General features: G+C 56.0%; 19 protein-coding genes and 1 pseudogene. 11 read left to right on the top strand and 9 right to left on the bottom strand.

Annotation, left to right across the window (positions count from 1 at the left end; all coding sequences use genetic code 11):
• Window position 1: 1 nt before the first annotated feature.
• The 3 genes and pseudogenes from nosZ to FIV05_RS30690 form a co-directional block, all read right to left on the bottom strand.
• A complete protein-coding gene (nosZ, locus tag FIV05_RS30700; RefSeq protein ID WP_152512232.1) occupies window positions 2-1,912 on the bottom strand; it encodes a TAT-dependent nitrous-oxide reductase in 1,911 nt (636 codons plus the stop codon).
• Between the two features lie 30 nt (window positions 1,913-1,942).
• Window positions 1,943-4,156 (bottom strand): NosR/NirI family protein, encoded by a 2,214-nt coding sequence (locus FIV05_RS30695; RefSeq protein ID WP_152512233.1) that lies wholly within the window; start codon window positions 4,154-4,156, stop codon window positions 1,943-1,945.
• Between the two features lie 295 nt (window positions 4,157-4,451).
• Window positions 4,452-4,579: pseudogene (locus FIV05_RS30690) on the bottom strand (transposase); the annotation flags it as partial.
• Between the two features lie 174 nt (window positions 4,580-4,753).
• Here FIV05_RS30690 and FIV05_RS30685 point away from each other — a divergent pair.
• The 3 genes from FIV05_RS30685 to FIV05_RS30675 all read left to right on the top strand — a co-directional run bounded on the left by FIV05_RS30685 (window position 4,754) and on the right by FIV05_RS30675 (window position 8,992).
• Window positions 4,754-5,629 carry a phosphotransferase gene (locus FIV05_RS30685; RefSeq protein WP_055660831.1) on the top strand — a complete coding sequence of 292 codons (876 nt, stop codon included), beginning with the start codon at window positions 4,754-4,756 and terminating at the stop codon, window positions 5,627-5,629.
• 8 nt (window positions 5,630-5,637) lie between these two features.
• Window positions 5,638-8,070 (top strand): FAD-dependent oxidoreductase, encoded by a 2,433-nt coding sequence (locus FIV05_RS30680; protein ID WP_152512234.1) that lies wholly within the window; start codon window positions 5,638-5,640, stop codon window positions 8,068-8,070.
• Between the two features lie 649 nt (window positions 8,071-8,719).
• A complete protein-coding gene (locus FIV05_RS30675) occupies window positions 8,720-8,992 on the top strand; it encodes a hypothetical protein (RefSeq protein ID WP_152512235.1) in 273 nt (90 codons plus the stop codon).
• 169 nt (window positions 8,993-9,161) lie between these two features.
• On the opposite strand, the gene FIV05_RS30670 is transcribed toward FIV05_RS30675, so the two are convergent.
• Both FIV05_RS30670 and FIV05_RS30665 read right to left on the bottom strand, forming a co-directional pair.
• Window positions 9,162-10,184 carry a GSU2403 family nucleotidyltransferase fold protein gene (locus FIV05_RS30670; protein WP_152512236.1) on the bottom strand — a complete coding sequence of 341 codons (1,023 nt, stop codon included), beginning with the start codon at window positions 10,182-10,184 and terminating at the stop codon, window positions 9,162-9,164.
• 632 nt (window positions 10,185-10,816) lie between these two features.
• Entirely contained in the window at window positions 10,817-11,884 is a 1,068-nt protein-coding gene (locus tag FIV05_RS30665; RefSeq protein WP_173014019.1) for a caspase family protein, read from the bottom strand.
• A gap of 806 nt (window positions 11,885-12,690) precedes the next feature.
• On the opposite strand from FIV05_RS30665, the gene soxR reads away from it, so the two are divergent.
• Window positions 12,691-13,143 carry a redox-sensitive transcriptional activator SoxR gene (gene soxR / locus FIV05_RS30660; protein WP_152512237.1) on the top strand — a complete coding sequence of 151 codons (453 nt, stop codon included), beginning with the start codon at window positions 12,691-12,693 and terminating at the stop codon, window positions 13,141-13,143.
• 26 nt (window positions 13,144-13,169) lie between these two features.
• Here soxR and FIV05_RS30655 read toward each other — a convergent pair whose 3' ends face one another.
• The 3 genes from FIV05_RS30655 to FIV05_RS32095 form a co-directional block, all read right to left on the bottom strand.
• Window positions 13,170-14,756 carry an MFS transporter gene (locus tag FIV05_RS30655; RefSeq protein ID WP_152512238.1) on the bottom strand — a complete coding sequence of 529 codons (1,587 nt, stop codon included), beginning with the start codon at window positions 14,754-14,756 and terminating at the stop codon, window positions 13,170-13,172.
• Window positions 14,757-15,246: 490 nt separating this feature from the next.
• Window positions 15,247-15,627: a VOC family protein gene (locus FIV05_RS30650; protein ID WP_152512239.1), complete on the bottom strand. Its 381-nt coding sequence runs from the start codon at window positions 15,625-15,627 to the stop codon at window positions 15,247-15,249.
• A 22-nt stretch (window positions 15,628-15,649) separates the two neighbouring features.
• Complete coding sequence (locus tag FIV05_RS32095) at window positions 15,650-16,273, bottom strand: sigma factor (protein ID WP_152512240.1); 624 nt, start codon at window positions 16,271-16,273, stop codon at window positions 15,650-15,652.
• A gap of 785 nt (window positions 16,274-17,058) precedes the next feature.
• On the opposite strand from FIV05_RS32095, the gene FIV05_RS30640 reads away from it, so the two are divergent.
• Complete coding sequence (locus FIV05_RS30640) at window positions 17,059-17,676, top strand: hypothetical protein (protein WP_152512241.1); 618 nt, start codon at window positions 17,059-17,061, stop codon at window positions 17,674-17,676.
• On the opposite strand, the gene FIV05_RS30635 is transcribed toward FIV05_RS30640, so the two are convergent.
• Window positions 17,604-18,602, bottom strand: coding sequence for a helix-turn-helix transcriptional regulator (locus FIV05_RS30635; RefSeq protein WP_152512242.1), 999 nt, complete (start codon window positions 18,600-18,602; stop codon window positions 17,604-17,606). The two genes, FIV05_RS30640 and FIV05_RS30635, sit on opposite strands and share 73 nt — an antisense overlap.
• Before the next feature lie 245 nt (window positions 18,603-18,847).
• Here FIV05_RS30635 and FIV05_RS30630 point away from each other — a divergent pair, with 245 nt between their 5' ends.
• The 6 genes from FIV05_RS30630 (at window position 18,848) to FIV05_RS30605 (ending at window position 25,149) form a co-directional block, all read left to right on the top strand.
• On the top strand, window positions 18,848-20,815 hold the full coding sequence (locus FIV05_RS30630) for a TonB-dependent receptor (protein WP_152512243.1): 1,968 nt from the start codon (window positions 18,848-18,850) through the stop codon (window positions 20,813-20,815).
• Between the two features lie 78 nt (window positions 20,816-20,893).
• Window positions 20,894-21,196: a DUF2218 domain-containing protein gene (locus tag FIV05_RS30625; protein ID WP_152512244.1), complete on the top strand. Its 303-nt coding sequence runs from the start codon at window positions 20,894-20,896 to the stop codon at window positions 21,194-21,196.
• A 35-nt stretch (window positions 21,197-21,231) separates the two neighbouring features.
• Window positions 21,232-21,657 carry a hypothetical protein gene (locus tag FIV05_RS30620; RefSeq protein ID WP_152512245.1) on the top strand — a complete coding sequence of 142 codons (426 nt, stop codon included), beginning with the start codon at window positions 21,232-21,234 and terminating at the stop codon, window positions 21,655-21,657.
• A 117-nt stretch (window positions 21,658-21,774) separates the two neighbouring features.
• On the top strand, window positions 21,775-22,308 hold the full coding sequence (locus FIV05_RS30615) for a MotA/TolQ/ExbB proton channel family protein (RefSeq protein ID WP_286202343.1): 534 nt from the start codon (window positions 21,775-21,777) through the stop codon (window positions 22,306-22,308).
• 210 nt (window positions 22,309-22,518) lie between these two features.
• Window positions 22,519-22,803, top strand: a complete 285-nt coding sequence (locus FIV05_RS30610) for a hypothetical protein (RefSeq protein WP_152512246.1) — start codon at window positions 22,519-22,521, stop codon at window positions 22,801-22,803.
• Between the two features lie 318 nt (window positions 22,804-23,121).
• Window positions 23,122-25,149 (top strand): TonB-dependent receptor, encoded by a 2,028-nt coding sequence (locus tag FIV05_RS30605; RefSeq protein WP_152512247.1) that lies wholly within the window; start codon window positions 23,122-23,124, stop codon window positions 25,147-25,149.
• Window positions 25,150-25,165: the final 16 nt, after the last annotated feature.

Below are 25,165 nucleotides of genomic sequence, written 5' to 3'. Positions count from 1 at the left end.
CTCAGGCGTTCCTCGGTTCCACGAACATCCGGCCGCGCATTTCCATGTGCAGCGCATGGCAGAACCACTGGCAATAGTACCAATGGACGCCTGGGCGTTCGGCAACAAAGGTGACCGATGCGGTCGCCTGCGGACCGACTTCCATGGCGATGCCATAGTTGGACAGGCAGAAGCCATGGGTCAGGTCATCGATATGATCGATGTTGGTGACGTAGATTGTGACTTCGTCGCCCTGCTTTACCGTGAATTTCTCGAGGCTGAATGTCGGCGCGACCGAGTGCATGTAGACACGCACCTTGTTGCCGTCGCGGATGACGTCCGCGGCATATTCCAGCTCGACACCGTCGGCGGCCGCCTGTTTCTTGGCATCGTCAAACCAGGGATGGTTGCGATCCCAGACAGTTGCCGGATTTAGCTTCGACGCGTGCACGATAATGCTGTCATGCGGCTCGGCGAACGTCGGCCCGTCGTGAACGACTTTCATGTCGTCGGTGGAAATGTCGATGAGCTGTTCGTTCTCCGGTTTCAGCGGACCGACATTCAGGAACCGGTCCTTGGAGAACTTGTTCATCGAGATCAGCCATTTGCCGTCCGCTTCCGCGGTTTCACCCATGGATGTGGAGTTGTGGCCCGGCTGATAATGCACATCGACCTTCGAGATGATCGGATCGACTTCTTCGCCCGCATAGGCGCGGATGGCTTTGTCGACGTTCCATTTCACGATCTGGCTGTCGAGGAACAGGGTGGTGAACGCATTGCCCTTGCCGTCGAAAGCCGTATGGAGCGGGCCAAGGCCAAGCTGCGGCTCGGCGACAACGGCCGAGCGTGGATCGGCATTGTCAGAGAAGAGCGCGTCGACCTTGGTCACGTCGATCACCGTGCAGGTGGGTGACAGCTTGCCGTTGATGACGATGTGCTTCTTGTCCGGTGCCGCGTTGCAGCCGTGCGGGCTGTTGGGTACCGGGATATAGCGGGTGAACTGGGAATTTGCTTCTTTCCGGCCATCTACGATCGGCACACCGTTGAGTTCCCGGTAGTTGCCCGCAGCGACGGCTTCCTCGATCGCCTTGATGTTGAAGACGACGCAATGATCCAGTTCGCTCTCGGTCATTTCGGCAAGGTTCATGCCCATTTCCGAGTTGTAGCTGGTCGAAAAGGCGTATTTGCCCTGGTAGTCGGCGTCGCAGTTGTCGAGGTTGCCCGATACGATCACCTGCCAGGCGACCTTCATCTCGTCACCGTCGATGGCGGTGAACAGGCAGGAATACTGGGACGGATCGTCCAGGATCTTGCCGTCGTTGACCAGTGGGGCTTCATGCTCGCCATTTGCGAAGACATAGCCCGTGCGCGGATATTTCTGCGGCCGCATGCCGTGGATGTCGTGTGCGTTCGGGATCTCGATGATCTTGTCGCACTTCATCGTGGTGCAATCGATGCGGGCCACGCGCGTGTTCGCCTTGTCGTTGGCGAAGATGTAACGGCCGTCATAGGTGCCGTCGGTGAAGGACATATGCGGATGGTGCAGGTCGCCATTGTCATAGGTGACCTTGCCCTGCGCCGCGAGATACGCCTTGGTTTCCGGCAGCAGACCTTCCGTCAGGATCTTGAGGGACTCGTTGGTCTGACCCCAACCGGTTGCCGAGCAGCGGTTGAAGACGGGAACACGCATCAGTTCGCGCATGGACGGGAAACCGAGAATGCGCAACTCGCCGCTTTGGCCGGACGACCAGAAGCCGTAGTACTCGTCGAGTTCACCCGGTGCGAGTTCGAACTTCTGTCCATCTCCCTGCGCATATGCAAGGTCTGCACCGCTGAGGGCGACTGCGCCCATTCCGGCGACAATGGCGGTCTTGGCTGATCCGCCCAACAGATCCCGGCGGGATACGCCGCGCTGTTCTTGAGTGTCCTTCATGGCTGATCTCCTTAGGTTGCCTTTTGAAGGTTATTTGGCCGGCACCGGCGTTTCCGCCTTGGCTTTTGTGTCCGGCTTGACGAGACCGGTCTGCACCTCGAACCGCCGTCTTTTCGCGAGCTTCTTGATGCAAACGGGACATTTCTGGTCGTGCTGATACAGAACCTGGCAGTGCAGGCAGTTCAGGCACTCGTTGGGATTGATGTGGCCTTCCGGATGAATGGCCTGGACCATGCATTCCTTGGCGCAGCGATTGCAGGGGTTGCCGCACTCGCGGTACCGCTTCAGCCAGTCGAACATCCGCAGCCGTGCCGGGATCGCGAGGGCCGCGCCGAGCGGGCACAGATACCGGCAGTAGAACCGCTCGATGAACAGGCCGGCTGCCAGCAGGGCCACCGCGAACAGGACGAAGGGCCAGGCGCGCTGGAACTTGAGGATGATGGCCGTCTTGAAGGGTTCGACCTCGGCATAGTGTTCGGCCACATCGAGTGAATAGAGCGACAGTCCGAACAGCCCCAGGAAGATGATGTATTTCACCGGCCACAGGCGCTCATGCAGACCCCAGGGCACTTCGATCTGCGGGATACGGCACAGCTTGGCGATACGGTTGGTCAGCTCCTGCAGGGCGCCGAAGGGGCACAGCCAGCCGCAATAGGCGCCGCGTCCCCAGAACAGAAGGGCGGCAGCCACGGAGAACCACAGCAGGAACACCAGCGGATCCATCAGGAAGGCGTCCCAGCTGAAGTCGCTCGTGAGGGCGGAGAAGAAGGCCAGCACGTTGACCACCGACAACTGGGCGTTTTCCATCCAGCCAAGCCAGACCAGCGTGAAGGTGAGAAAGCCGATGCGGAACCAGAAGGTGAAACGCTCGTTGCGGGTTACCTGCATCTGGAAGAAGAACACCAGCGTGAGCACGGCGATGGCAACGCCAAGGATCAGAACGTCCGTCTTGCGGTCATTCCAGATCCGTTTCCAGAGGGCCTGGACACCTGTGTCCTTTTCCGCGGCGGCTGCACTGGATTGACCTGAAGCTGCGACAGGCGCTGCGGCCGGTGCAACGGCCTTCAGATAGCTGTCGGGCAGCCGGTAGCCGAGGTCGAACGTCAGGAACACCTTTTCGATCGGCCCGACCGGGCGCTGCACGAGCAGCTGCAGCCGGAATTCCCTGGCAGGATCGAAACCTGAGTCCGCCGGAATGATGAAGAGGTCCATTTCGGAAAAGGCCGGGGCACCGTCGGCGGCGATCGTGCCGACACGGTTGTGCTGGCGATCATGGAAACGAACCGAGATATCGTCCTGGATAAGCTGGATCCGGTCGAAAATCCCGCCCCGTACATAACCAGACCCCTTGAAGGAATAGCGCCCCCGGCCGGCCACAAGAATGGCGTGGTCGCCGTCGTCAAGCCGTGCCATCAGGTTGGCATATTCCGCTTCGCCCAACAGCGACAGGCCGATTGACGGTACATCTGCAAGAGCGAGATAGAGGTCGATGAAGGTGTCGGTTTCCGGGCCTTTTTCGGGCCGTTTGACCGCACGTTTGTCACCCTGGCTCACAAAGGATTCGTTGATCTGCGCGACATCCAGGGAGAGGCGCCGTACCGAGCCATCACCGGTCAACGTCATCCAGTCACTGATGTCTTTCTTGCCGGTATCGACTTCCCTTTGCGGGCCACTCTCCGCAACTTCGGAGGCAAGGCCGCCCAGACCCAGGGTCCGTGCAACCTTCAGGCCCGAACGGATGATGGAGTCGTCGATGACCATGATGGTCACGGTCGCTCCGGAAATGATGTCGAGATCGTGTGCCGAGCCACCGCTGGCGGCTTCCGCTTTCAGGTCGAGACCTGCATATCCTTCCGTGACCGCACGGATTTTCTTGTCCGGAATTCCGATCAGGACAATCGGTTCGGAGTGTTTGACCAGTCGGACACCCGTGATGACGGCGTCCTTGTCGACCCCGACCAGTGTGTGGATCGGCTTGCCGGAATAGCCCGTTGTGGAGACGAAATCCGAAGTCAGGTAAACCCATCCGAGAGTGTCTTTGCCCTTCAGGGCAGGCACGACCGGAACATCGTTCTTCAACTGTCCGAAGGTTTCGGCCCCCGGCACGAGTTCGCCCGGCGCTACCTTGTCGAGGTAATGCTGAACCAGTGCATCGTCTGCCTTGACCGGTGCGATTCCCACCAGACCCAGGGCAACAGCAATGCTCAGGAAGGCGAACAGAAAAATGTGACGGGGATGACCCACGAGACGCGCTCCAAGAAGTCGTGTGTTTTCTCTTGGAGTTCGTTGTCGGCCTTTGCAGCGTGGAACTTCTTGACGATAGTCAAGTAGCCCGCATCAAAAGTGATGCTCTCGACAGAGCCGGTGACCTTTACTGGCCCGGTTTGTTCGAAGTGACGTGCTACCCAACATGCCCTTGTGGTGGGCGAGAGTTTTCTGGACCCAATCAGGAACACGGGCTGGCTGCGTGTTCTGATTTCCTCCGGTCCACCGGCACCTTGTAGCCGATGGCACCGTGAGGTCTGTGTTCGTTGCAGTCCTTGCGCCAGTTGAAATAGGTCGCCTGGCTGATCCCGGCTTCAAGGCAGATCTCCGCAACAGGAACTCCCTTTTCCCGCGCTTGACGATGAACGCCTTCTGCGCATCCGAAAACTTGGATGCCTTCATCAATTCCGCTCCTTCCCAGCCAGGAAACTCGTCGCGGAAAACTCTAACCCAAATCGAGGGTGTTTAACGGGAGCACATCAAGGCCAGGATATCCGCATCCATTGACCATTGACATTTCAATTGCCAGCGGTCGAACTCAATAAGGCCAGTGTGAAAGGTTGAGGGAATTGATGTATGTCCGAAACTGCGATTGCCCGCGCCGCGACGCTTGCCTGTTTTTCCGATCCTCAGGACATAACGCTGCTGGACGGTGGCATCACCAATATCAATCTCCTGGTTCGGGATGGCAGCCGCCGTTTTGTCGTCCGCCTTGGTGACGACATTCCCGAACACGGCGTCATGCGCTGGAACGAGCTGGCGCTCAGCAGGGCTGCCGAGACGGCCGGTGTTTCGCCTGCGGTTTTTTATCAGGAACCCGGTGCCCTGGTGCTGGACTTCGTGGAGGCAAGAACCATGGAGGAAGCCGATGTCAGGGATTCGGACAATCTGACAAGAATCATCGAGCTGGTTGCCAGAGTTCACCAGGATCTGGGAAACCATCTGACCGGACCGGTACTTGCCTTCTGGCCGTTCCAGGTGAACCGGACCTATGCTGCGCGCCTGAAAGCCGATGGATCAGACCATTCGGCCTTGCTACCGGATCTGATGGACACGATGGCTGATCTTGAAAAGGCGGTCGGACCGGTTGAGCTCGTTGTTGGCCACAATGATCTGCTTGCCGCCAATCTGCTCGATGACGGCAAAAGGCTTTGGCTGATCGATTGGGAATATGGTGGTTTCAATTCGCCGCTCTTCGATCTTGCCGGCCTCGCCTCCAACAATGGCTTGAGCGAAGAGCAGGAACGCAAGATGCTCGAGCAGTATTTCGAAACACCCTCCGAAACCCGATGGCGCGCCTACAAGGCCATGAAATGCACCTCCCTCATGCGTGAATCCCTCTGGTCGATGACATCGGAGATCCACTCGGATCTGGACTTCAACTACTCCGCATATACCCGCGAAAACACGGACCGGCTGAATGCCGCTCTTTCCGAATTCCGTGAATTGTGAAGGCCCTCATGACGCTTCCCTCATCTTCGAAGATCATCATTATTGGCGGCGGCATTGTCGGTTGTGCTACGGCCTATCATTTGGCGAAGATGGGGCTGGAAGTTCTGCTTCTGGAAAAGGCGGCCCTGACATCCGGATCCACATGGCACGCCGCGGGCCTGGTCGGTCAACTCCGTTCCAATGCCAATATCACCCAGCTTCTGGGATACTCGATCTCGCTTTACGACAGGCTGGAAGAAGAGACCGGACAGGCAACCGGATGGAAAATGAATGGCGGCCTCCGTCTCGCCTGCAACGAAGAACGCTGGACCGAGGTCAAGCGCCAGGCCACCACGGCGCACAGTTTCGGTCTGGACATGCAGTTGCTGACACCGAAGGAAGCGCAGGACCTATGGCCGCTGATGGACATTAGCGACATTGTCGGTGCCGCCTTTTTGCCGACAGATGGTCAGGCGAGTCCTTCCGACATCACCCAGGCTCTCGCCAGGGGCGCATGGATTGGCGGTGCAAAGCTTGTCGAAAACACACCGGTTCTCGAGATCCTCACCGAACGCGGAAAGATGACGGGCGTCCGCACCGCACAGGGCAATATTGCGTGCGAAAAGCTGGTCCTGTGCTGCGGGCAATGGACCCGGGAACTTGCCGCGACAATCGGCGTTACGGTGCCACTTGTGTCGATCCAGCACCAGTACATGATCACGGAAGCCTTTGGCGTGCCTTCCAACCTGCCGACCTTGCGCGACCCGGACAGGCTCACCTACTACAAGGAAGAAGTCGGCGGCCTTGTCATGGGCGGGTACGAGCCCAACGGAATTCCTTGGGCGCTCGACGGTGTCCCGGACCCGTTCGATTATCAGTTGCTGGACAGCAATTTCGATCATTTCGAACAACTGATGGAGTTGTCGCTGCCGCGTGTGCCAGACCTGGAGCGGGTCGGCATCAGGCAGTTACTCAACGGACCGGAGAGTTTCACTCCGGACGGCAGCTTCATTCTGGGCGAAGCCCCTGAAATGGCGAATGTCTTCGTCGGAGCTGGTTTCAACGCTTTCGGTATTGCCGCTGGTGGCGGAGCGGGAATGGCACTGGCCGAATGGGTCGCCAAGGGGGAGCCACCTTACGACCTCTGGCCAGTCGACATCCGGCGCTTCGGACGGCCGCATGCCGACACCGACTGGGTGCGAACCCGCACGCTGGAGGCCTATGGCAAGCACTACACGATCGCCTGGCCCTCGGAAGAGCACGACAGCGGTCGACCCTGCCGCCGTTCGCCGCTCTATGACCGGCTGAAATCGGCCGGCGCGGTCTTCGGCGAAAAGCTTGGCTGGGAACGGCCGAACTGGTTCGCCGAAGCTGGCGAAGAGGCGCGTGACATCTACACCTTCAAGCGGCCGAACTGGCACGGTCCGGTCGGCCGGGAACACATGGCAGCTCGCGAGACCGCAGCCCTCTTCGACCAGACGTCTTTCGCAAAGTTTATCCTGAAGGGGGGAGATGCCGAGGCTGCGCTGAGCTGGATCGCCGCCAACCGCGTCGACAAACCGGTCGGGTCCATCATTTATACGCAAATGCTGAATGAGCGTGGTGGCATCGAGTGTGACCTAACCTGCGTGCGCACGGCTCTCGACGAATATTACATTGTCACCGGAACAGGCTTTGCCACGCATGACTTCGACTGGATAAGGCGGAACATTCCCAAAGGTCTGAACGCACAGCTTGTCGATGTCACGTCATCAAATGCGGTTCTGTCGCTGTTCGGGCCGAGGGCACGCGACATTCTTTCTGCCTGTACCCGGGCAGACGTTGGCAACGAGGCATTTCCCTTCGGCCGGGCGCACAGGATCGGGATTTCCGGCTGTCCAGTTCTCGCACTTCGCATCACCTATGTCGGCGAGCTCGGCTGGGAGCTGCATCTTCCAACCGAATTTGCGCAAACGGTTTATGATGCCCTGCACGCAGCCGGGAACCATTTTAACCTGCGCAATGCCGGCTATCGGGCGATCGAAACGCTGCGTCTCGAAAAGGGGTATCGCGCCTGGGGTGCGGATATCGGGCCGGACCACACGCCGGACGAAGCCGGGCTTGGCTGGGCCGTCAAGATGAAGACTGATACCGACTTCAAGGGCCGCAGCGCTGTACAAGCACAGCGTGAGAACGGCTTGAAGAAAATGCTCGCAACCTTCACCACCGACGGCGATGTTATTCTGTCAGGCCGGGAAACGATCTACCGGAACGGAAAACGGTGCGGCTGGCTGAGTTCAGGCGGGTTTGGCCATACACTCGGCAAAAGCATCGGGATTGGTTACGTCCGGCATCCCGAGGGCGTCACGAGAGACCACGTCCTTTCCGCCGACTATGAACTTGAAGTCGGCACGGAGCGGGTACAGGCCGACGTTACGCTCGCTCCTCTCTACGATCCGAAAATGGAACGGGTCAAGACTTGAGGTTTTCAGCCAGTCGCGAAAACGCAGAAAGCAAACTTTCTACACAGGAGCCCTGAAGGATGCCGGCGGGCCGAAATCAACATCAGGTTTCAAGTCACAGGATGGTCGATGTTGCGCAACTCAGAACCAAAACCCGCCAGTCCGCTGCCGGCCCTTATCTGCCATCTTGTAAAAGAGAGTAGTTTGTAACGATGTCACTAGGGCTCACGTTCACCTCCGCTTGGTGCCGATTGGGATGATCCATCACTTCCGTCAGCAACGGGTTCATGATTTTAATTCCACCAGCGCCAATAACTGGCACCAAGCACGGAGAAGGGCTGGATAATCGTGCAGGGCGCGCTCAAATCGCGCTGAAAGGACGTGGGACGGATAATACGGCTTTGCAAGTGGCTGATTAAGAAAAACCTCTGCACTAACCGCCAACCTACTTCCGTCAGAAAAAACAAGCTAGAGGAAACGACTTGCTCTCGCAAATAAAGTCAAATGTTTGACCGAAGATGACGCAGAAATTCTTTTTTTAGTCTAATAGAAGCGTGGTCAGAAGCGAATTATCTGAAAGCTTAGACGGTCGGCGACCGATCGAATGCTGAACTTTAGCGAAGTAGGAAATCCTTCTCGCTAGATTTCAGATATCTCCTGGATGGTAATCATGTCCTCTCAAATTGAAGACAATGAGGGTGAGCAACCGGAACGGTTGATCACCTTTGGCACTATGTTTGGCTTTGTGTCAGCAGTCGTTCTGGTCGACACGCTACTCCTCACCTTCGCATTCCTAATTCTATGGGCGTTGGCTGGGTATTTCAGGCTTTCGCTGGTCCCATTTGCCATTCTAAATGCGGTGATCTTGTTGCCGACAGCCTGGGCCTGTGTACGGGTTGGTATTCTGGCGTTCGAGGCTGAAACGGATCCGGCAAACAACTGAAGCTCCACCATACGCAATCGATCTGATGTTCGGGTCTACTGGTCCTACCTGCACAAGGAGGTGCCGTGACAAATCCGTCAAAGAAACGTCGGCAATTCGTTCGTTGGCACAACTGCCTTCGGCCACGTGATTACCGGCGTTCCGGGATTGAACCTGCAAGTGTACGAACTCATTGCATTGACTGAAGCAATTTGGCTGTGGTTGGCATTCGCTGCAGACTCGCCAAGATCCTTGTTCTCCACGCTGAACCGGATTCAATCGCCAGCTGGTACGCTTCGACCAGATCGTCGGGTCTGGTTTCGCTCAAGGCTTCGATTAGAAATGCCGCCTGTGCGCGGTCCTTGTGTGCTTTGAGCGCGTCCGGTCCGCCTTGTCTTCGGTCAGCGACAATCAGCTTGTGAACTGCAAAGCGTTCCGGCTTCGGGATTTGCACCAACACTCCGGATCTATACAGAAAGGGTACTCGAATTGGGTCGGCAATCAGGTAATTGAGAAAATGCAGACTTTGAGCGTTGACCCCAAGGGCGGGAAGATCGCGGATGCCCTCGTCCTCTTCAAATGAAGGTGTCAGGAATTCTACCAACGTTTGGCGATTTGACTGCCGCCAACGCCAGGTTTTGCCGCTCTCAAGCGTTGGCAGCGGATCGAATTGAAGTTCGGAAAAGACCTCTTGCAACGGCGGTTCGGCTGTATCGGCGAGAGCCAGGGACAAGCGCTCAAGACTCGCGATGTCGATATCGTCTGTTGTTGCCGATTGATCGAAACCAATCCGGACGCCAAGCTCTCCTTCATAACAGCGAAAGGCATGCGTGCCGACGATCGTACCTCCCAGCCGAAAGACACCGGCTTTCGCCATTGCCGAGACAACCTGACCGGAGCCTACATCCGCGAAGAGATACCCTTCGGCTCGCAGCACACGCATCAACCTGGCTCGCTCGAGATTTGCCTGCTTGGCAGCATCCGCGATTTCAGTTTGCCGATTCAATCGGTTGCGCAGCTCGGGGGTGTCTTCTCCGATGTAACGATCGACAGTTTTGTTGCCGATGCGAAAGTGGTCATACCAGTAGGTTTTCTTGCCGATGATTTTCGATCGAGGCACTCCTCGGAGGTCTGAAACAGCACGGTCAATCAAAGATCGTCGCAGGTCAGTCCAAGCTGCAACGCCGATTGAGCTATGATAGCTCATGGACATATTTACCCCACATAATTTTCTCTGTGGGGTAAGCGTACCATCTTTTGTACCCCACAAACTATTTTTTGTGGGGTGTCGCTTGGAAACTGTTTCGGAATGAAAAAGCAGCGTGCTCGATTGTCAGGCGAATATCTTAAGAGCACGCTGCAGTTCTAGTACACATGATCAAAGGTGCCTAAATATATTACCGTAACTTCGTGAATGTATAAATTTGTCAAAATTACGAGTTTTTATTTCAAGGTACAATTGATGTTCGGTGTGTTTCAGTTTTTATTTATTATTAACTTTATATGTAAAACATTTTATCTAAATCATTTTTTGAAAATTAAACGCGTTGCAATACCAGGATTAAAATCTAAAAAATGAGAGAAATGTCAGATTTGTTATTTTTCAATAATGACTTATCGAGAATTCAAGGAGCGCGCGAAGACTTGGGGGTCTCAACTGTCAGTCAGTTTATTTCCGTAGGGTTAGTTGTTATTATTTACATATTGTTAAGACATTATTAGCGGTCGATGGTTCCGTGCATTCATTGCAACAAAATGGCCTGGTCGGGTGTCTTTCGATATCCGACCAGGTCGATATGAGCTAGGGCGTGCGCCCCCGCGTCGCCATCTATTGCGAGTAACTGATCAGAATACCCAGCCGGTAGTAATCCAGGTGACCTCTTGGTCACCTACATACACCCCGACCTGAGCCGCGGCATTTGGGTCGTCCGGATCGGCGTAAAGCCACAAGTGGGCGTCTTTGCCCTCCTGCGTCTTGAAGTAATAGCCGGAGCCCTCGTTTTCCGAGTTTCGGAGGTCCGCGGCAGAGAAGATCTCGTCGTAACTTCCGTGAACCAGGATTGCCCCTTCGCGAAGGCAGACTTCCAATACCGGCTTACCCGCATCATTGATGATCAGGCTTTCTGGTCCAGTGTCGAATTCCAGATAGTCATCGACACGTTCTAGAGCGATCACCTTTCCTGTTGCCGGGCACACATCCTCTTCCGAGGCCTTTTCCAGAGGCTGCTCCAGGGTAAGTTGCACGTGAACGGACAGCGTGCCTTCGGTATAGGGCAGCTGCTTGTTCGCCGTTTTGGTGCGCACAAAATTGGTAATGTCGATCAGTGCATCGCTCAACTGCACGTTTTCTTTGGCTGTCAAAACAGAAGAGAAAGCTTCCATAAACGGGCTGTTATTGCCCTCGCCGTCATATGCCCGGTGGTTCGGCTGAGCGGAGTAGATCACCATCAGATCCTGAAGCTGATGGTTGACCCGGGACAACCCCTTCGCGCTGGGATCAAAGATCTTTTCGAGCGAACGAGTGGAAGCAAACGGGTTGTCGCGACAAGCATCGACAATGAGCAGCTTGACCTTCGCGCTCTGCGCATAAGCGGCCAGAAATTCTTCCATTCGTACGGCAGTGTTCTCGAAAGTTGCCTTGTTTTCGGCGCCCGTGTCTGTTGCCAGCAGGTAGTTTACGTTGCCCGCCTGTACCCCGTGGCCCGCAAAGAAGATGGCAGCGACCTCCGCCCCTTTCGAAGCTGTTTGGAAATTTCGAAGGGCTTGCCGCAGACTCTCCGTGTTGGCATCCAGAACCACCTGACTCTCGAAACCGAGGGCTGAAAACGTTCGGCCCGCCAAATCGGCATCGCGGACCGGATTGTCGAGAGGACTAACATTTAGGTAGTGCGAGTTGCCGATGATCAGTGCCACCTTCTGTGCAGCCTCGGCAGACGATGACGCCATGAAGGACAGAAGAAGACTTGTCAGAACGGCGAGAAGACACTTCATAGTCACCAGGCTCCCGTTGCGCCAAATGAGTATCCGCAGATCTGCGCGGATGCAGGCAAGCTTAACCGGCAGATTGGTTGAGAACCACACACAACGTGGAGTGAACCGCTACTTTTGTTTCAGACTTTGAACAGCGAAATCAAGGCGCGTAACTGCTGCAGCTCCGGTGAAGCTCAACGCCGTAGAGTGCAAAGCAGCCTCAGTCCCCGCCGCCTGTGCCGCGTATAATGTAGGCGTTGCCACAAACTACTGTAGAGCCTCAGACAAACCAGGGTCAGGACGAAATCGATCGCACGGCTGCGGGTTGCGCCTCTTCGTTTGAAGGTTCTGACGACGAGAAACAAAAATGGCAGCCAGACAGCGTCACGTCCCAAGCGACACCCCCCGATGTACTGGCTGAGCTGGTGGCGTAAAATCATCCACTGACAGCGATGTTGAAGTCGCTGCTTCGGGCAGAAAACCATGAGCTAAGAAAGTTGTTTGCACGTCTTCTGTGAGGTGGCATCAGAGCATTGAGCGGAAACGCGGATCCGAGTTCATTCAGCGAAGTGTCATGCGCTGCTTCCTCGAATTTCCTCGCTTACAAGCTTGCTCCGTTCAGGGTGTTGCAGTGCGACCCAACGTGCCCCTGGGCGGGCTTGAGTCTTCCGGACGAAATCAGGATCACAGGCCTTTTGCAAACATGAAGTGATATTGAACTTCAATTCTGGAACTCTACATTTCGTTTAATGGAAACGACGCTCTCGATTCAACAGATAGCTCGTCGAAGCGGGTTGGCCGCTTCTGCACTGCGCTATTATGAGCAGAAGGGCCTCATAAGTTCCGAACGACGAAATTCTGGACACAGGCGTTTCCCACGGTACGTTCTCCGCCGTTTAGCCTTCATTGTTTTTGCGCAACGACTTGGAATGCGGCTCGAGGAGATCAAGGCAGAACTCGACAAACTGCCCACAGATCATGTTCCAACGGGCAAGGACTGGGAAAAGCTGACGGGAAAGTGGACCGAACGCGTCGAGGCACAGATTGCACAGTTGGAGCAATTGAAATCTGGCTTGGCCGGTTGCATTGGATGCGGTTGTCTTTCCTTGAAAGATTGCAAGATCATAAATCCTGGAGATCGGTTTGCGGAGAAAGGTGCCGGACCGCGCGCCTGGATCTCCGACGACGCGTCCGGCGGCTAGAAATTGCGTGTGAGGGTTGATAATCTTCAAGTGTCAGGATTTGATCCGCTCGCGTCGACCTGTTCGGTTTCTGCTCTACACTCGCTAGGTAGAAATCGTAGTGCCACAACACAGGTTACACCCAGGATCGCAGCGGCGATAACCGCAGATACCTGAAATGCATACGCAAATGACTGCCGTGCCACTTCGACTAACTCCGACGCCAAATTTGTTTCGACCGACTGCGCAATGGCAATCGCCGCCCCAAGGGTTTCCGACGCACGTGTGCTGAGTTCAATGGGAACCTCCTCACTGACTGCCTTTTCCAAGCCCGAACTGTAGATCATTGCTGCCAGACTTCCGAACACGGCAACTCCTAGAGCCATGCCGAGTTCGGTACCGGTTTCCGAGGTGGCCGACGCAACCCCGGCTTGTTCGGCAGGTGCAGCGCTGATGATCAGGTCTGTTCCCAATATGGTTACGGGAGCAAGTCCGGCACTTAGAAGCGTCATTCCGACGACGATGACGGCAAGCTCGTGCAGCGATCCGATCAACACAAGTGTGGCAAGACTGGCCGCCCCGAGGGCGAGACACAAACTGATGAGACGATTGGGAGCCACGCGCTGTGCGAACGTGGGAACCGCAAATGAAACGAACGGGCCGGCTAGGGTTGAGGGCAACAGCCAGAGCCCGGCCTCTAGCGGTGACAGCCCTATAACCCATTGCAAATACTGATATACTAGGAACATTAACCCTCCGATCGAGAAAATCGCAAGGGTCAGCGAAACAAGCGCTGCCGAGAAACCTTGATATCGGAAAAGGTCTAGATCGAGCAACGGCTCTTCAAGATGCTTCTGGCGAAACATAAAGACCGTTCCGATGCCAAACCCGACAGCACCTGCAATGACCACGGGCCACGCCAACCCTTCCCTGGTGGCTTCTTTGAGTGCGAAGACGATCAAGAGGATGGCGGAAATGGCCAGAGCCGAAGAAAGCAGATCCAGGCCACCCTTCCGTTCGTTCCGATACTCCGGTAACAGCTTCGGCCCAAGAACCAGGATGACCACCATAAATGGCACGGCCAGCAGAAACACCGCCCCCCACCAGAACCATTCAAGCATCAGACCGCCGACCAGGGGACCAATCACGGTCCCTACCATGAAACTCATCATCCAGATCGAGACGGCTTTTGTCCGTTCTGTGGAATTCTTGAACATGTTGCGGACCAGGGAAAGGGTCGACGGCATCAGGCAAGCCCCGGCGACGCCAAGAACGGCCCTTGCAGCGATCAGTAACTCGGCATTGGGTGCATAGGCTGCAATTATCGAGGTTACGGCAAAAGCCATTGTACCTAGGAGAAGCAACTGCCGTCGACCAATCCAATCTCCGATATTGCCCATGATGATCAGGAAGCCCGCGATCATGAACCCGTATATATCTACAATCCAGAGCAACTGAGTACCGGAAGGTTCAAGCGACGCACTAATCGTAGGCACTGCAAGATGCAATACCGTCATGTCCATGGCCAGTATCAGTGTCGGTAGAGTGAGAACGGCCAAACCGGCCCACTCGCGCCAGCTTGCATTGTCAACGGTAGATTTTTTGTATGACGTCGAAGTTTGTGTATGGGTCATCTAAGCGTCCCTTCGCTGAATTCACGACTCCTTTCTACAAGTTGAAGTTAGCTTTAATTCAAGGGGGTAATTGCGTTGATAACCGCGATACGACAGGGTATTTGGCGCAAGAGAAGTGCAATCACTTCAATATGGGTGGGAAAGGCAACCAGCATCGCGATCCGTTCGAACAAGAACTTGCACCACCTTTCGCGCATCGGAAACTCGTGGTTCTGATGCCATCAAGCGTCGAAAGACGCACGCGAAAAATGCCAACAACAAGTCTTGCCCAACTTTGCGAGTTGCCACGAAACTTGTGCCGAGCTTAGATCGACCATCATAATGTTCTGGCGCGATGGGAGTTCTGCGGCTGTGGTTTAGCGATCCCAACGAACCTTATCCGTCGCTGATGCCGATCCAGGTCATGGACGAAATTCGCTGGGACGTATCGAGTAGACAACAGAGAAAATGTTTTGCGCTAGCGCTCACTTTGCCTTGTTCGCACGCTAGTCTAGCGTGGGGTATCTTCCGATTGGTACATGGAAATGACATGTCCATCTGGATCTTCAAATTCTGCTGACCAGCCGCCAGGCGCATGGCTCACGGGTGTGACAATGGTTGTGCCGTTCTCGATGAGCGAGTTGATTGCCGCGTCAATGCCGCCTTCGGCGAGATCAAAAACTATGATCGGTGAATTTCCAGGTCTGCTTTCGTTCTTGAAGAAAATGAGATCAGGACCATTTGACGTGGTTGCAAGTAGCCAGTCGTTTCCAGAGCCATCGTCTCCCATATTGGTCACTTCCAGTCCCAGGGTGTCACGATAGAATGCCTCGGTTCTTGTGATGTCTTTGACGTAGTAGCAAATGTTGCCGATGCGGACGTTTGCGAACATTGAAGTTTCCCTTGTTTCAAGTTTACGACTTTATTGGTTGCCGCATGAGTTTGATTTGTGAGGAAATTTGAATCAGATGCCCATCTGGATCGTGTGTGCCCAGGGTCCTTTGCGTATTGCCAGGTTGCCTCATGCGAGCAAGTAATGACTGTCGAATAATGCCATAGGCAAGGTCACCCGTAAGGCCGACGGCGGGTTGTAACTTATCAGCTGAGTTCAATCGCCATAGTCGTCGGATATCGCTAATCCGCTTGCGGAAAGCCGTGTCACTTAGCCCAAGCAACCAAGAGATTTCGTCCTTCGAGTGTAGCGATACCAGCAGGAGGACGGTCTGCCTCAGTGATCGCGGCAAACCTGTGACAAACTCGTGGAGAGTTGAATGCTGGATTTGGCAATCCGGCGTCGCCAGGATTTGCGCGAAATAGTCTTCACGCCTGCGACGACGAATGGCGGAGCGAACCTTCATTGCACCCTGCTTGCGTATAACGCCACGCAACCACGATTGGTTCGACGGCTGGGTCAGGTCGAATCGATCATGCTCGACCGCTATTAGCAGGGCATCCTGAACCAGATCCTCTGCCTCTGCTGTGGAAGAAGTAAAGCGCAAAGCGCTCCGCAGCAGTTTTTTATAGTGTTTTCGTTGCATTTTCCTCGAAACCTATCAGCCCGCAACCCGACCGTTCTCTTCAGAGATTGCAATCGTACAGCCGCTTCAAAATAAGTCCCGGAATACCGGATGATCTGCCTCACCAGAGTGGTCCAGTCTGGTGGGGCGGACCATGGCATCAATCCGGCTAAAGTCCAAGTGCTTCGGCAGGCCATGCAAATACCAAATTGCCCCCAACCTTGCCTGAGGCAGTTTGGTTTACGTTATTCGGCTGCAGCCGTTTGATCCAGCATGGCGTAATATTGTTCCTTCACTCAGCCAGGATGTGTTTCCTATAGGCTTCAGCGAGCGCCGTTGTTTGAATTAGTCAACCCATTCGAGTGTTGCAAACTCGACGACTTCGAAGCTTCGCAACAGCCCTCGCCAATGAAGGACCTTGGCCTTGTTGAAAGAGTTCTCGCAAGAGGCACTGGCGCTCCCAACAGACGGTTTGATGGCTGCTTTTTGCAGCCGCTACGAATAGCGAAAGGTAGCGCAGCTAGCCGATATGGCTGGCTGGACAGGGTGGGCGCCCACATGGCATGTGAGCAACAGGACTGCACACTGAAATGTTCCGGAAGGTCGCCCGGCGATACAATTGCAAGTCGGCTTTCATGCTGGATGCCAGGCCTGCTTATCAAAGCACTTACCGCAAGAGTTGGCTGGACCAGGATTGCGAACACATGCGACAAGATCCGGAGGCGGGCAAGCCGAGACCGCGCGGCTGGGGTTGAAACTTTCTAGCTTGAAAACCTGAACTTAAGCTTTGGGGGCCTTACTGGGACTTGCCTGATCACCTCGGTATGTTGAGCCAACAGGATTGCCAACTGTTCCATGTGACCGAGCAATCGGCTCGCGTCGGCTCCCTCGCACAGGATAAGCGCGTGCGTCTGGCGGGAAAGCCCGTTGCCAGTTCGCTGGGCCGTCAGCAGCCGCATGAAGGCGAGCTCGTGATCGGACAGTTTCTCCCGACAGCAGGGGCAGGCCAGATTGGTGAAGTTGAAGCCACTGGTCCGGGTCATGCGCAGGGCGCGCATGCATTTCATCACTACCATTCCGATCTGTGGACCGCGTTCGGCTCCGAAATCTCGTTCGCAGGTTTCCAGGGCGCTTTCCCATGTGAAACATGCAGGGTTGGAATAATTCATGCAGATCAGTCTGACGGCGCAGAGTACGCTCTGCTCGTCTCTGGAGAGTCCTTCCTCCCTGATGGTGACACGCGTGCGTTTGTCATTGTTCGGTTGATTTTGGTTCGTCAAGTCGTTCCCCAATACCTGTCGAGCTGTATGCGCAAGCTGCCGGATTTTTTACTCCGCGAACGCTTGGCACGTCATGTCACCTGTTTTGGCGAAAGGCCGAATTCCCGCTTGAACGCGGTTGAAAAATTGGCCGGTGACGAATAGCCGGCAAGATGGGACGCCTCCGCAATTGAGACCGCGTCCCGTTCAAGTGCTTCGCGTGCTTTTTCCAGCATGAACCGGCGGATGAAACGGGAAGTCGACAAGCCATAGCTACGCGACAGCAGTCGCTGTAGGGAGTTCTGGCTCATCCCGATTTGGTGGGCGAGTTCTTCGGCTGTTACCCAATGGCCTTTCTGGCCGCTGAGAAAATGTTCCACGGCTTGCAGGCGCTGCCGGTCCTGGCCACCGCCCTGGACCGTAGCTTCCTGATCCGGCCGGTGTTCCGAAAACTGTCGGAAGGCTTCTTCCAGAAGGCCGTAGACACGTCCAGCAATATAAAGCCGGTGCTGGAACGGCGATCGGCTCGGCGCGGCGATGATCTGTTCGGCGAGACTGATCGCGTGACTGCTCGGGTGCCAGCTCAAACTTGCCATGTGTTCTGCGGTAAAATTCCGGAAACTGACATAGTCGCTGTCGGACGGTTCGAGATACGACTGCAGCCATGCGTGAGAGACCGAAATGATAACCTTCTTAAGCCGAACGCCGCGGCGCGCCTGCCGGACAAACTTTTCCGGCCGGATCTGAGAGTAGAGTGTCGCCACAGGTTGCCAGTGCCTTGACTGAGCATTGTAAGTTGCCGTCGGCACACGGAACGGTCCGACATAAGCCTCAATCGCGCCTTCCAGAAACAGCGAGACGCTGAGGCGCGGTTCGGTATCGGACTCAATCTTCAAGTCATGCAGATCTTCCGCGTTGGAAAAATGCACGGACAGGCCGTGTTCGATCTTCACGAAATCAATGGCACCGCGCAATACCTGGTCGTTTGTCTCCAGCCGCGGCCCGAGCCACCTTACAGGCCGGGCTTCCGGCTGACGGATCAGGTCGTCCTTGGTGACATAGTGCCGGTGGTGATCGGTTGGAACAAACATACCTGTGACGTTTCTCGCAAAGAATTGAGCCGGAGACTGCCCGGATAGGCTGGTCTGTCTGGCTGTCAAAGACCTGGATTGCGGGCAGGCAGCAATCGCAAAGGCCTTTGGGTGACTGGCAAACGCATTCGGAATTGTCTGAGCCCGGCAAGACACTTATCAAATACCTGACTTTTCAAGTCAAGTTTAATGCCGGGTGGCGGACGATTAGTGGTGCCGTGAAACGGCTGTGGTTGGGGTGTAATATGAAGTGTCGAGTATCAACGCGGGCTATCGTTGCGGCGTCTGTCAGCAGTCTTGCCTTGATGGCGGAACAGGCCGTGGCCGAGGATTTGCAGCAGCTCGAGACCGTCGTCGTCAAGGACACGGATAAATTCGAAACGCTGGAGCAGAGCGTCAACATCAGCCGCGAGCAAATCGAAGTGCAAGCGCCAGTCGATCTGAAACAGCTGTTTCAGGAAACGCCGTCCGTCACTACTGCCGGCGGCAGCCCTGCCTCGCAGAAAATCTACGTGCACGGTATCGATCAGTCCAAACTCAACGTGACGGTCGATGGCGCAAGGCAGAAGAACAATGTCTGGCACCACAATGGTGATCTCGGCATCGACCCGCGCTTTTTGAAGGCAGTTGAGGTCAACGAGGGCGTCGCGCCGTCAGACGGTGGACCCGGTGCGCTTGGCGGTACCGTTGCATTCGAGACCGTCGATGCTATCGACATGCTTAAGGAAGGCCAGAAGCTCGGTGCGCTTGTCTCTTTCGGCTACGACACCAATTCCATGACGCTGACCGGAACCGCAGCCGCCTACGGTATGGCGCAAGGGTTTGAATATCTTGGAACCCTGACCCGCGCAGAAGGCCAGGATTACGACGACGGCGAGGGGTTCACAGAACTTGGTACCGCAACGGATCTGTGGACCGGTCTCGGCAAGGTGGCCTATCAGAGCCAGGAGGGACACCGGTTCGAACTCTCGGGCGAATATTATCGCGATGACGGATATCGGCGCCTGCGCACGAACATGGGCGCTGTCGGAACTGCCTTCAACGACAATCTCTACGAACGCATCACGACAACTTTCCGGTACTCGCTGGAAGGTGCCGAAGGCCAGTTCGATCCGGATGTCCTGCTTTATTACAACCGCAACAAATTGAACCGGCCGAACAAGTCCGGTTACACAAGGGCCAGCGGCGATTTCAACTCCGACCTGCAATCCATCGGCGGCCACATCGAGAATCGCTTCCACTTTGCCATGGGCACACTGACGGCCGGCGTCGATTTTTACCATGACCAAGTCGACATCGAGCGGTTCCACTTTACGACTGATGCTTCGGAAGACATCACCAATGTCGGCGCCTATCTGCAGGCACGTGTCACGCCGGTCGAGCGTTTTGATGTGTCCGCAGGTCTGCGGGCCGATTTCCAGAGTTACCATGCGGTGGACGACCAGACCTTCGACAATTTCGGCCTGTCGCCGAACATCAACCTCAGCTACGAGATCCTCACCGGTCTGACGGTCAATGGCGGCTATTCCTATGTGTTCGGCGGCCTGGAGCAGGCCGAGGCAGCGCTCTATCACGCCCAGGACTACACCTATTCCGCCGACCTCGATCCGACGACGGCGCACAATGCCAAGCTCGGCCTGACCTACCGGTGGAACGGGCTAACTCTCGGCGCGGATCTGTTCTATGTCCAGATGTTGAATCCGATCGCCTATGACTACGCGACCCTCTCGCGGATCAACGGGGACGAACTGACCTCCAGGGGCTTCGATCTGAGCGCCCGCTTCGACTGGGCCAAGGCCTATGTTTCCGCCGCCTATACCCACACGGATGTCGAATATGGCGACCGAATTGCCCTCTTCGGCGACGTGAATGCCGCCGTTCCGGTTGGCGACATCATGACGCTGGGTGCCGGCTACACATTTGCCCAGTGGGATCTCACCCTCGGTGCAAATGCGGAAATCGCGTTCGAATATTCGAACGAAGACCTTGCTGACAACGGCTTCGAAAACCCTATCCCTGCCTATGAGGTCGTCAACGTCTTTGCCGAGTGGGCGCCCAAGCTTGGTGAAACCGATTTTTCCTTGAGAGCCGAGGTCAACAACGTCTTCGACGAGACCTATTACAGCCGGGGTAGCTACATCGCGACAAGCCGGGTGACCCCGGTCAACTCGCCAGGCCGGAGCTTCTTCCTGACGGCGACGGCTAAATTCTGAATATAAAATTCAACTTTTTTCGTGCGAGCCGGTTCCCCCGGCTCGCCATTTCGGTGTAAAGAACGGATAGCCAGGGCAATGTTTATCGTCACGTCGACGGCCAGGACCGCCTCAGCCGCGAAATATCTCCAGCAACTCTGCAAACACTTCGCACACAAGGTTCCCGCCGAGTGGGACACCGAGACCGGTGAGGTGTCCTTTCCATTCGGCCATTGCCGGATGGAGGCTTCCCCGGTGCACCTGAGCATCCGGTGCGAAGCCGATGAAGAGCAGAAGATCGCTCGCATGAAACTCGTGATCGACGATCACCTCGAGCGGTTCGCCTGGAAAGAAAAACTGAAACTCACATGGTGCGAGGCAGAAGCTCCCGGCCAGGACTGACGCCCGCGAGAATGCTCCAACAGGAGAGCGGCAGGATGAAAAAATCTTTGGTTCCGGTTCTGGCTCTTGTTTCGGCCTGCCTGGGTGCGGCTGCCGTTGGCGCGCAGCCAGCCGGTACGATTTCGATCCAGTTGAACGGCGCCGAGACGGTCGGCGATGCCTGCAGGCTGACATTCGTCATCCGCAACGAACTTGCCGGCCCTGTCAACGCGCTAGGGCTGGATCTGGTGATGTTCGACAAGTCCGACGGCGTGTCCGGCTACGCGGCGATCGACTTCGGCGATCTGCCGGCCAGCAAGACGCGGGTGCGCCAGTATGACGTTGCCAAGGGCGACTGCAGCGGCATCTCGCGCGTTTTGCTCAACGAAGTCCGGGCCTGCGAAATCGAGGGCAGCCCATCCGAAGATTGTCTGCCCAAGCTGCAGATCAGCGCCCGGTCCGAGATCGACTTCATCCTTTGACTTGTTTCGAGTTGGCTTGAGCTATGCCCGAAGACATTCACGCGGCCTTGCCGCACTTCCTTTCGCCGCTGACAGGACTGGTCGATCAGGGAGGTCCTGTCGCTTGTCGATGTTTCCTTGATCGCCGCCAAGGTCCTGCAGTTCACATTTCTCGGTGTTGGCCGGTTAAACAACGCCCGCAAGGCGCTTGCCGTTTGGCTGGACGGGCATCCGCACGATGCCAAGGCAATCTCCGCGCGCGGCAAATCGATTGCTGCGGACATCATGCTGAAGCCGATCCAGGGCAGCAGCCGCGGAAAAGCCCAGGCAGACGTTTTGAAGGAGGATGTGGAGCGTATCTGCATCCAGCGGATCAATACGCTCCGGGCGTATCTTTGCCCGCTTGATATGATCGCCCAGACCGCGCCGCTGATCGACATGATCGAAGCTTTCCAGGCGATACAGGGCGCGGGAGCGGCGGTCGATCCCTCCGTGCTGGCCGGCGGTATCTGGGTCACACCGCTGACGACGGCGGTCGGTCTTGCGGTCACCATCCCGGTCTCGGCGATTGTTGGCTGGTTCGACAGCCGCATTGAAGCCGAACAGCCCGAGATGGAAGCACTCGCAGCGGCCTTCTTTACCGGCGCCATTGCCGATCCACCGGTGCGCTGATCGTCGATCCCGAGGGCTGGAGCTTTGCGGGGGAGACCGAAATCTCGGTTGCAGACTGGCTGGTGCAGCGGGACGAGACGGCCGAGGAAAGCGGCCCATCATGGTCGCTGCCGACGGAGCGCTGAAGGCCGATGCGCTGGAAAAGGTTCTGAAGGACCTCAAGGGTGCCAGGCGCAGCGATATCGTTCTGATTACCAGACGAGGCTCGAAGTGAGGTTCCCCCGTTTCCTTGCGGCAGGCGTTGTCGTTTCGCTGGCGCTGCACGGCAACGGCTCGGCGTTTTTCGCGAAGGATCCAGATGAAGTGTCGATCGCGGCATCTGCGGGCGGCGGCGTCTCCGTGATCGGGCCTTCCGAAGACCTGGTCGCGGGCCTGAAAGTGAACAATGCAGCACTGGACATGGTGCGCCGGGCTTCTCCCATGCCCAATTTCCCGAGTGACATGCGTCTTGCGTGGTTGAACATCGAAGTGCCCATGCGGTTCACGCCGAACTGACCGACCGGGATAGAATGGGGTCAAATGCACCAAGGCTCGTCTACCAGGCGGGCCTTGGTGCATTGAAAAGTGCGTCGCGATTTCATGCACACGCGCGCGACCCGTTCGCCTGATCCGCAGAAGAGCGCCATTTCTACACAGCCTGGCTCTGGAGAAAGCCTCTGGCTGCACGTGCAAAACATTATTTCAAACACTGTTTTACATGAGTATTATTCTCATGTATATGTTGCGGCGTGCCGTGCCACTGGAACGGCCGAGCCACAGTCGGCTGTTCAGCCGGTACCAGCTGCTTAAAAATCTGAAAAAGGGAATTCGGCCATGCTTGATCGCGTGCGTCTATCGCTGCTCTTTACCGGCACAGTTTTACAATCGACGCTCTTGGCTGGGGGCGCAAGCGCACAAGATCCTGCGTCTTCTCCGGAAACTGCGCAGGCGACCACGCTTCAGACGATTCTGGTGACGCCAGGTGTTTCGGAAGAAAATGACGAACATCTGGGCGCGGCAGACAGAGCAAATTCGATCTACATCTCCGCGGAAGATCTTCAGCTTACCAACCCGCAGAACCTGAAGGATGTTTTTGCAGGGGACGCTTCGATTTCGGTCGGTGGCGCCATGGGTCCCACCCAGAAGGTCTATGTGAACAGCATAGATGAACTCAATCTAGCGGTAACCGTCGATGGTGTCCTTCAGAACAATCGAGTGTTCCATCACAATTCGACCAACTACATAGATCCGACATTGCTCAAGTCTGTTCGAGTGGACCCGGGCGTGGCACCGGCAGATGCCGGGCCGGGTGCTCTTGGCGGCTCCATCGTCTACGAAACGGTTGATGTCGGCGATCTTCTGGAGGAGGGGCGGTTCTACGGCGGCTATGCTTCGCTCTCCTATGATACCAACAGCAATGCTTTCACCGAAGCCGGCGCAGGCTATGTCCGCTATGAGGGGTTGGAACTACTCGGCTATATCAAAAATGCGAATGGTGACAATTACACGGCCGGCAATGGCGAGGAAATGGAAGGGACAGCACCGGATTTCCTGAGCTATCTCGCCAAGGGAGCGTTTGAGTCCAGCGAAGGCCACCGGTTCGAATTCAGTGCGCAGCAAGTCCAGGACGACGCTCAGCGGCCGTATCGGGCAAACTTTGGCGGATTGCCGTCAGCAGAACCGGCGACACGCCTCTATGATATCACTCAACAGACCTACTCAGGACGATATGAATATGTGAATGGGACGGGACTGTTCGATCCGGCAGTGGTGATCGGCTACAGCGAGTCCTCGACCGACATCCCCTACTTCTATCACAGGAGGTCCGGCAGTCTTCTCAACATCGAGAGCGACGGAAATGCCTGGACGTGGTCGGGCAAGGTGGAAAACACCTTCCATCTTTCCGAAGACCACAAGATCACGGCCGGGGTGGACTTCTATAATTCGGAAAGTGAATACTCCGATGCCCTGTACAGCCCGGATGGGTACAAGGAAAAGGCACGTGATGTTGGTTTCTATGCGCAGGCGCGCCTGTCGCCGACAGACAGGATAAGACTTTCCTTCGGCGGCCGCGGCGACCAGCAATGGTTCACAGGTGTCGATGGCACCGAGCTGGAAAACTTCGGCCTCAGCGGTAATGCATTCGCTGCCTTCGATTTGACCGAGCAGATCACGTTCAGCGCCGGATACTCGAATGTGTTCGGCGGTATTGATCTGGAAGAAAACTACATCTTCGACAGCATCTCCAGCTATGACGGCCTGAAGCCTGTCCGTTCCCAGAACCTGATCGCGGGCGTGAAGTTCGCGCATAACGGCTTTACCCTGTCCGGAGACATTTACCAGACCGACTTCGAGAACTACCGGGAATTCGCAAGCTCTACCGTCTACAATACTGATTTCAGGGTTCAGGGCTTCAAGCTGGGAGCCGGTTACGCCTGGGACGACGGGTTCGTAAAGGTTTCCTACTCAAATAGCGATCTGAAGGTCGACGGCGACTATGTAGATTCCTACAGCGCCAGCGATGTTGGCGCCCCCATCGGTCAGGTTATCTCGGCGGAAGTCGTTCACACCTTCACCGATTTCGGTGTCACAGTTGGCTCCAGCATCGATGCCGCTCTTGATTACGATGGAACGGAAGATGCAGGTGAGAACTCTTTGCCTGGCTATTTTGTCGCCAATGCCTTTGCTGAGTACAAGCCACAGCAGGTAGCGCACCTGACCTTGCGGCTGGAGGCAAACAACATCTTCGATGAAGCTTATGCGTCCCGTTCGACCTATGGAGTTGAATACGGCACCGATGTGCTGACGCCGCTCTATGAACCTGGGCGCTCCTTCCTGCTGAAGGCGCAAGTCAAGTTCTGATTTCGGGCCCCCAAGG

Origin of the sequence: Labrenzia sp. THAF191a, from assembly GCF_009363335.1 — a bacterium.
Lineage (GTDB): Bacteria > Pseudomonadota > Alphaproteobacteria > Rhizobiales > Stappiaceae > Roseibium > Roseibium algicola.
This window is presented reverse-complemented; position numbering and strand designations above follow the sequence as displayed.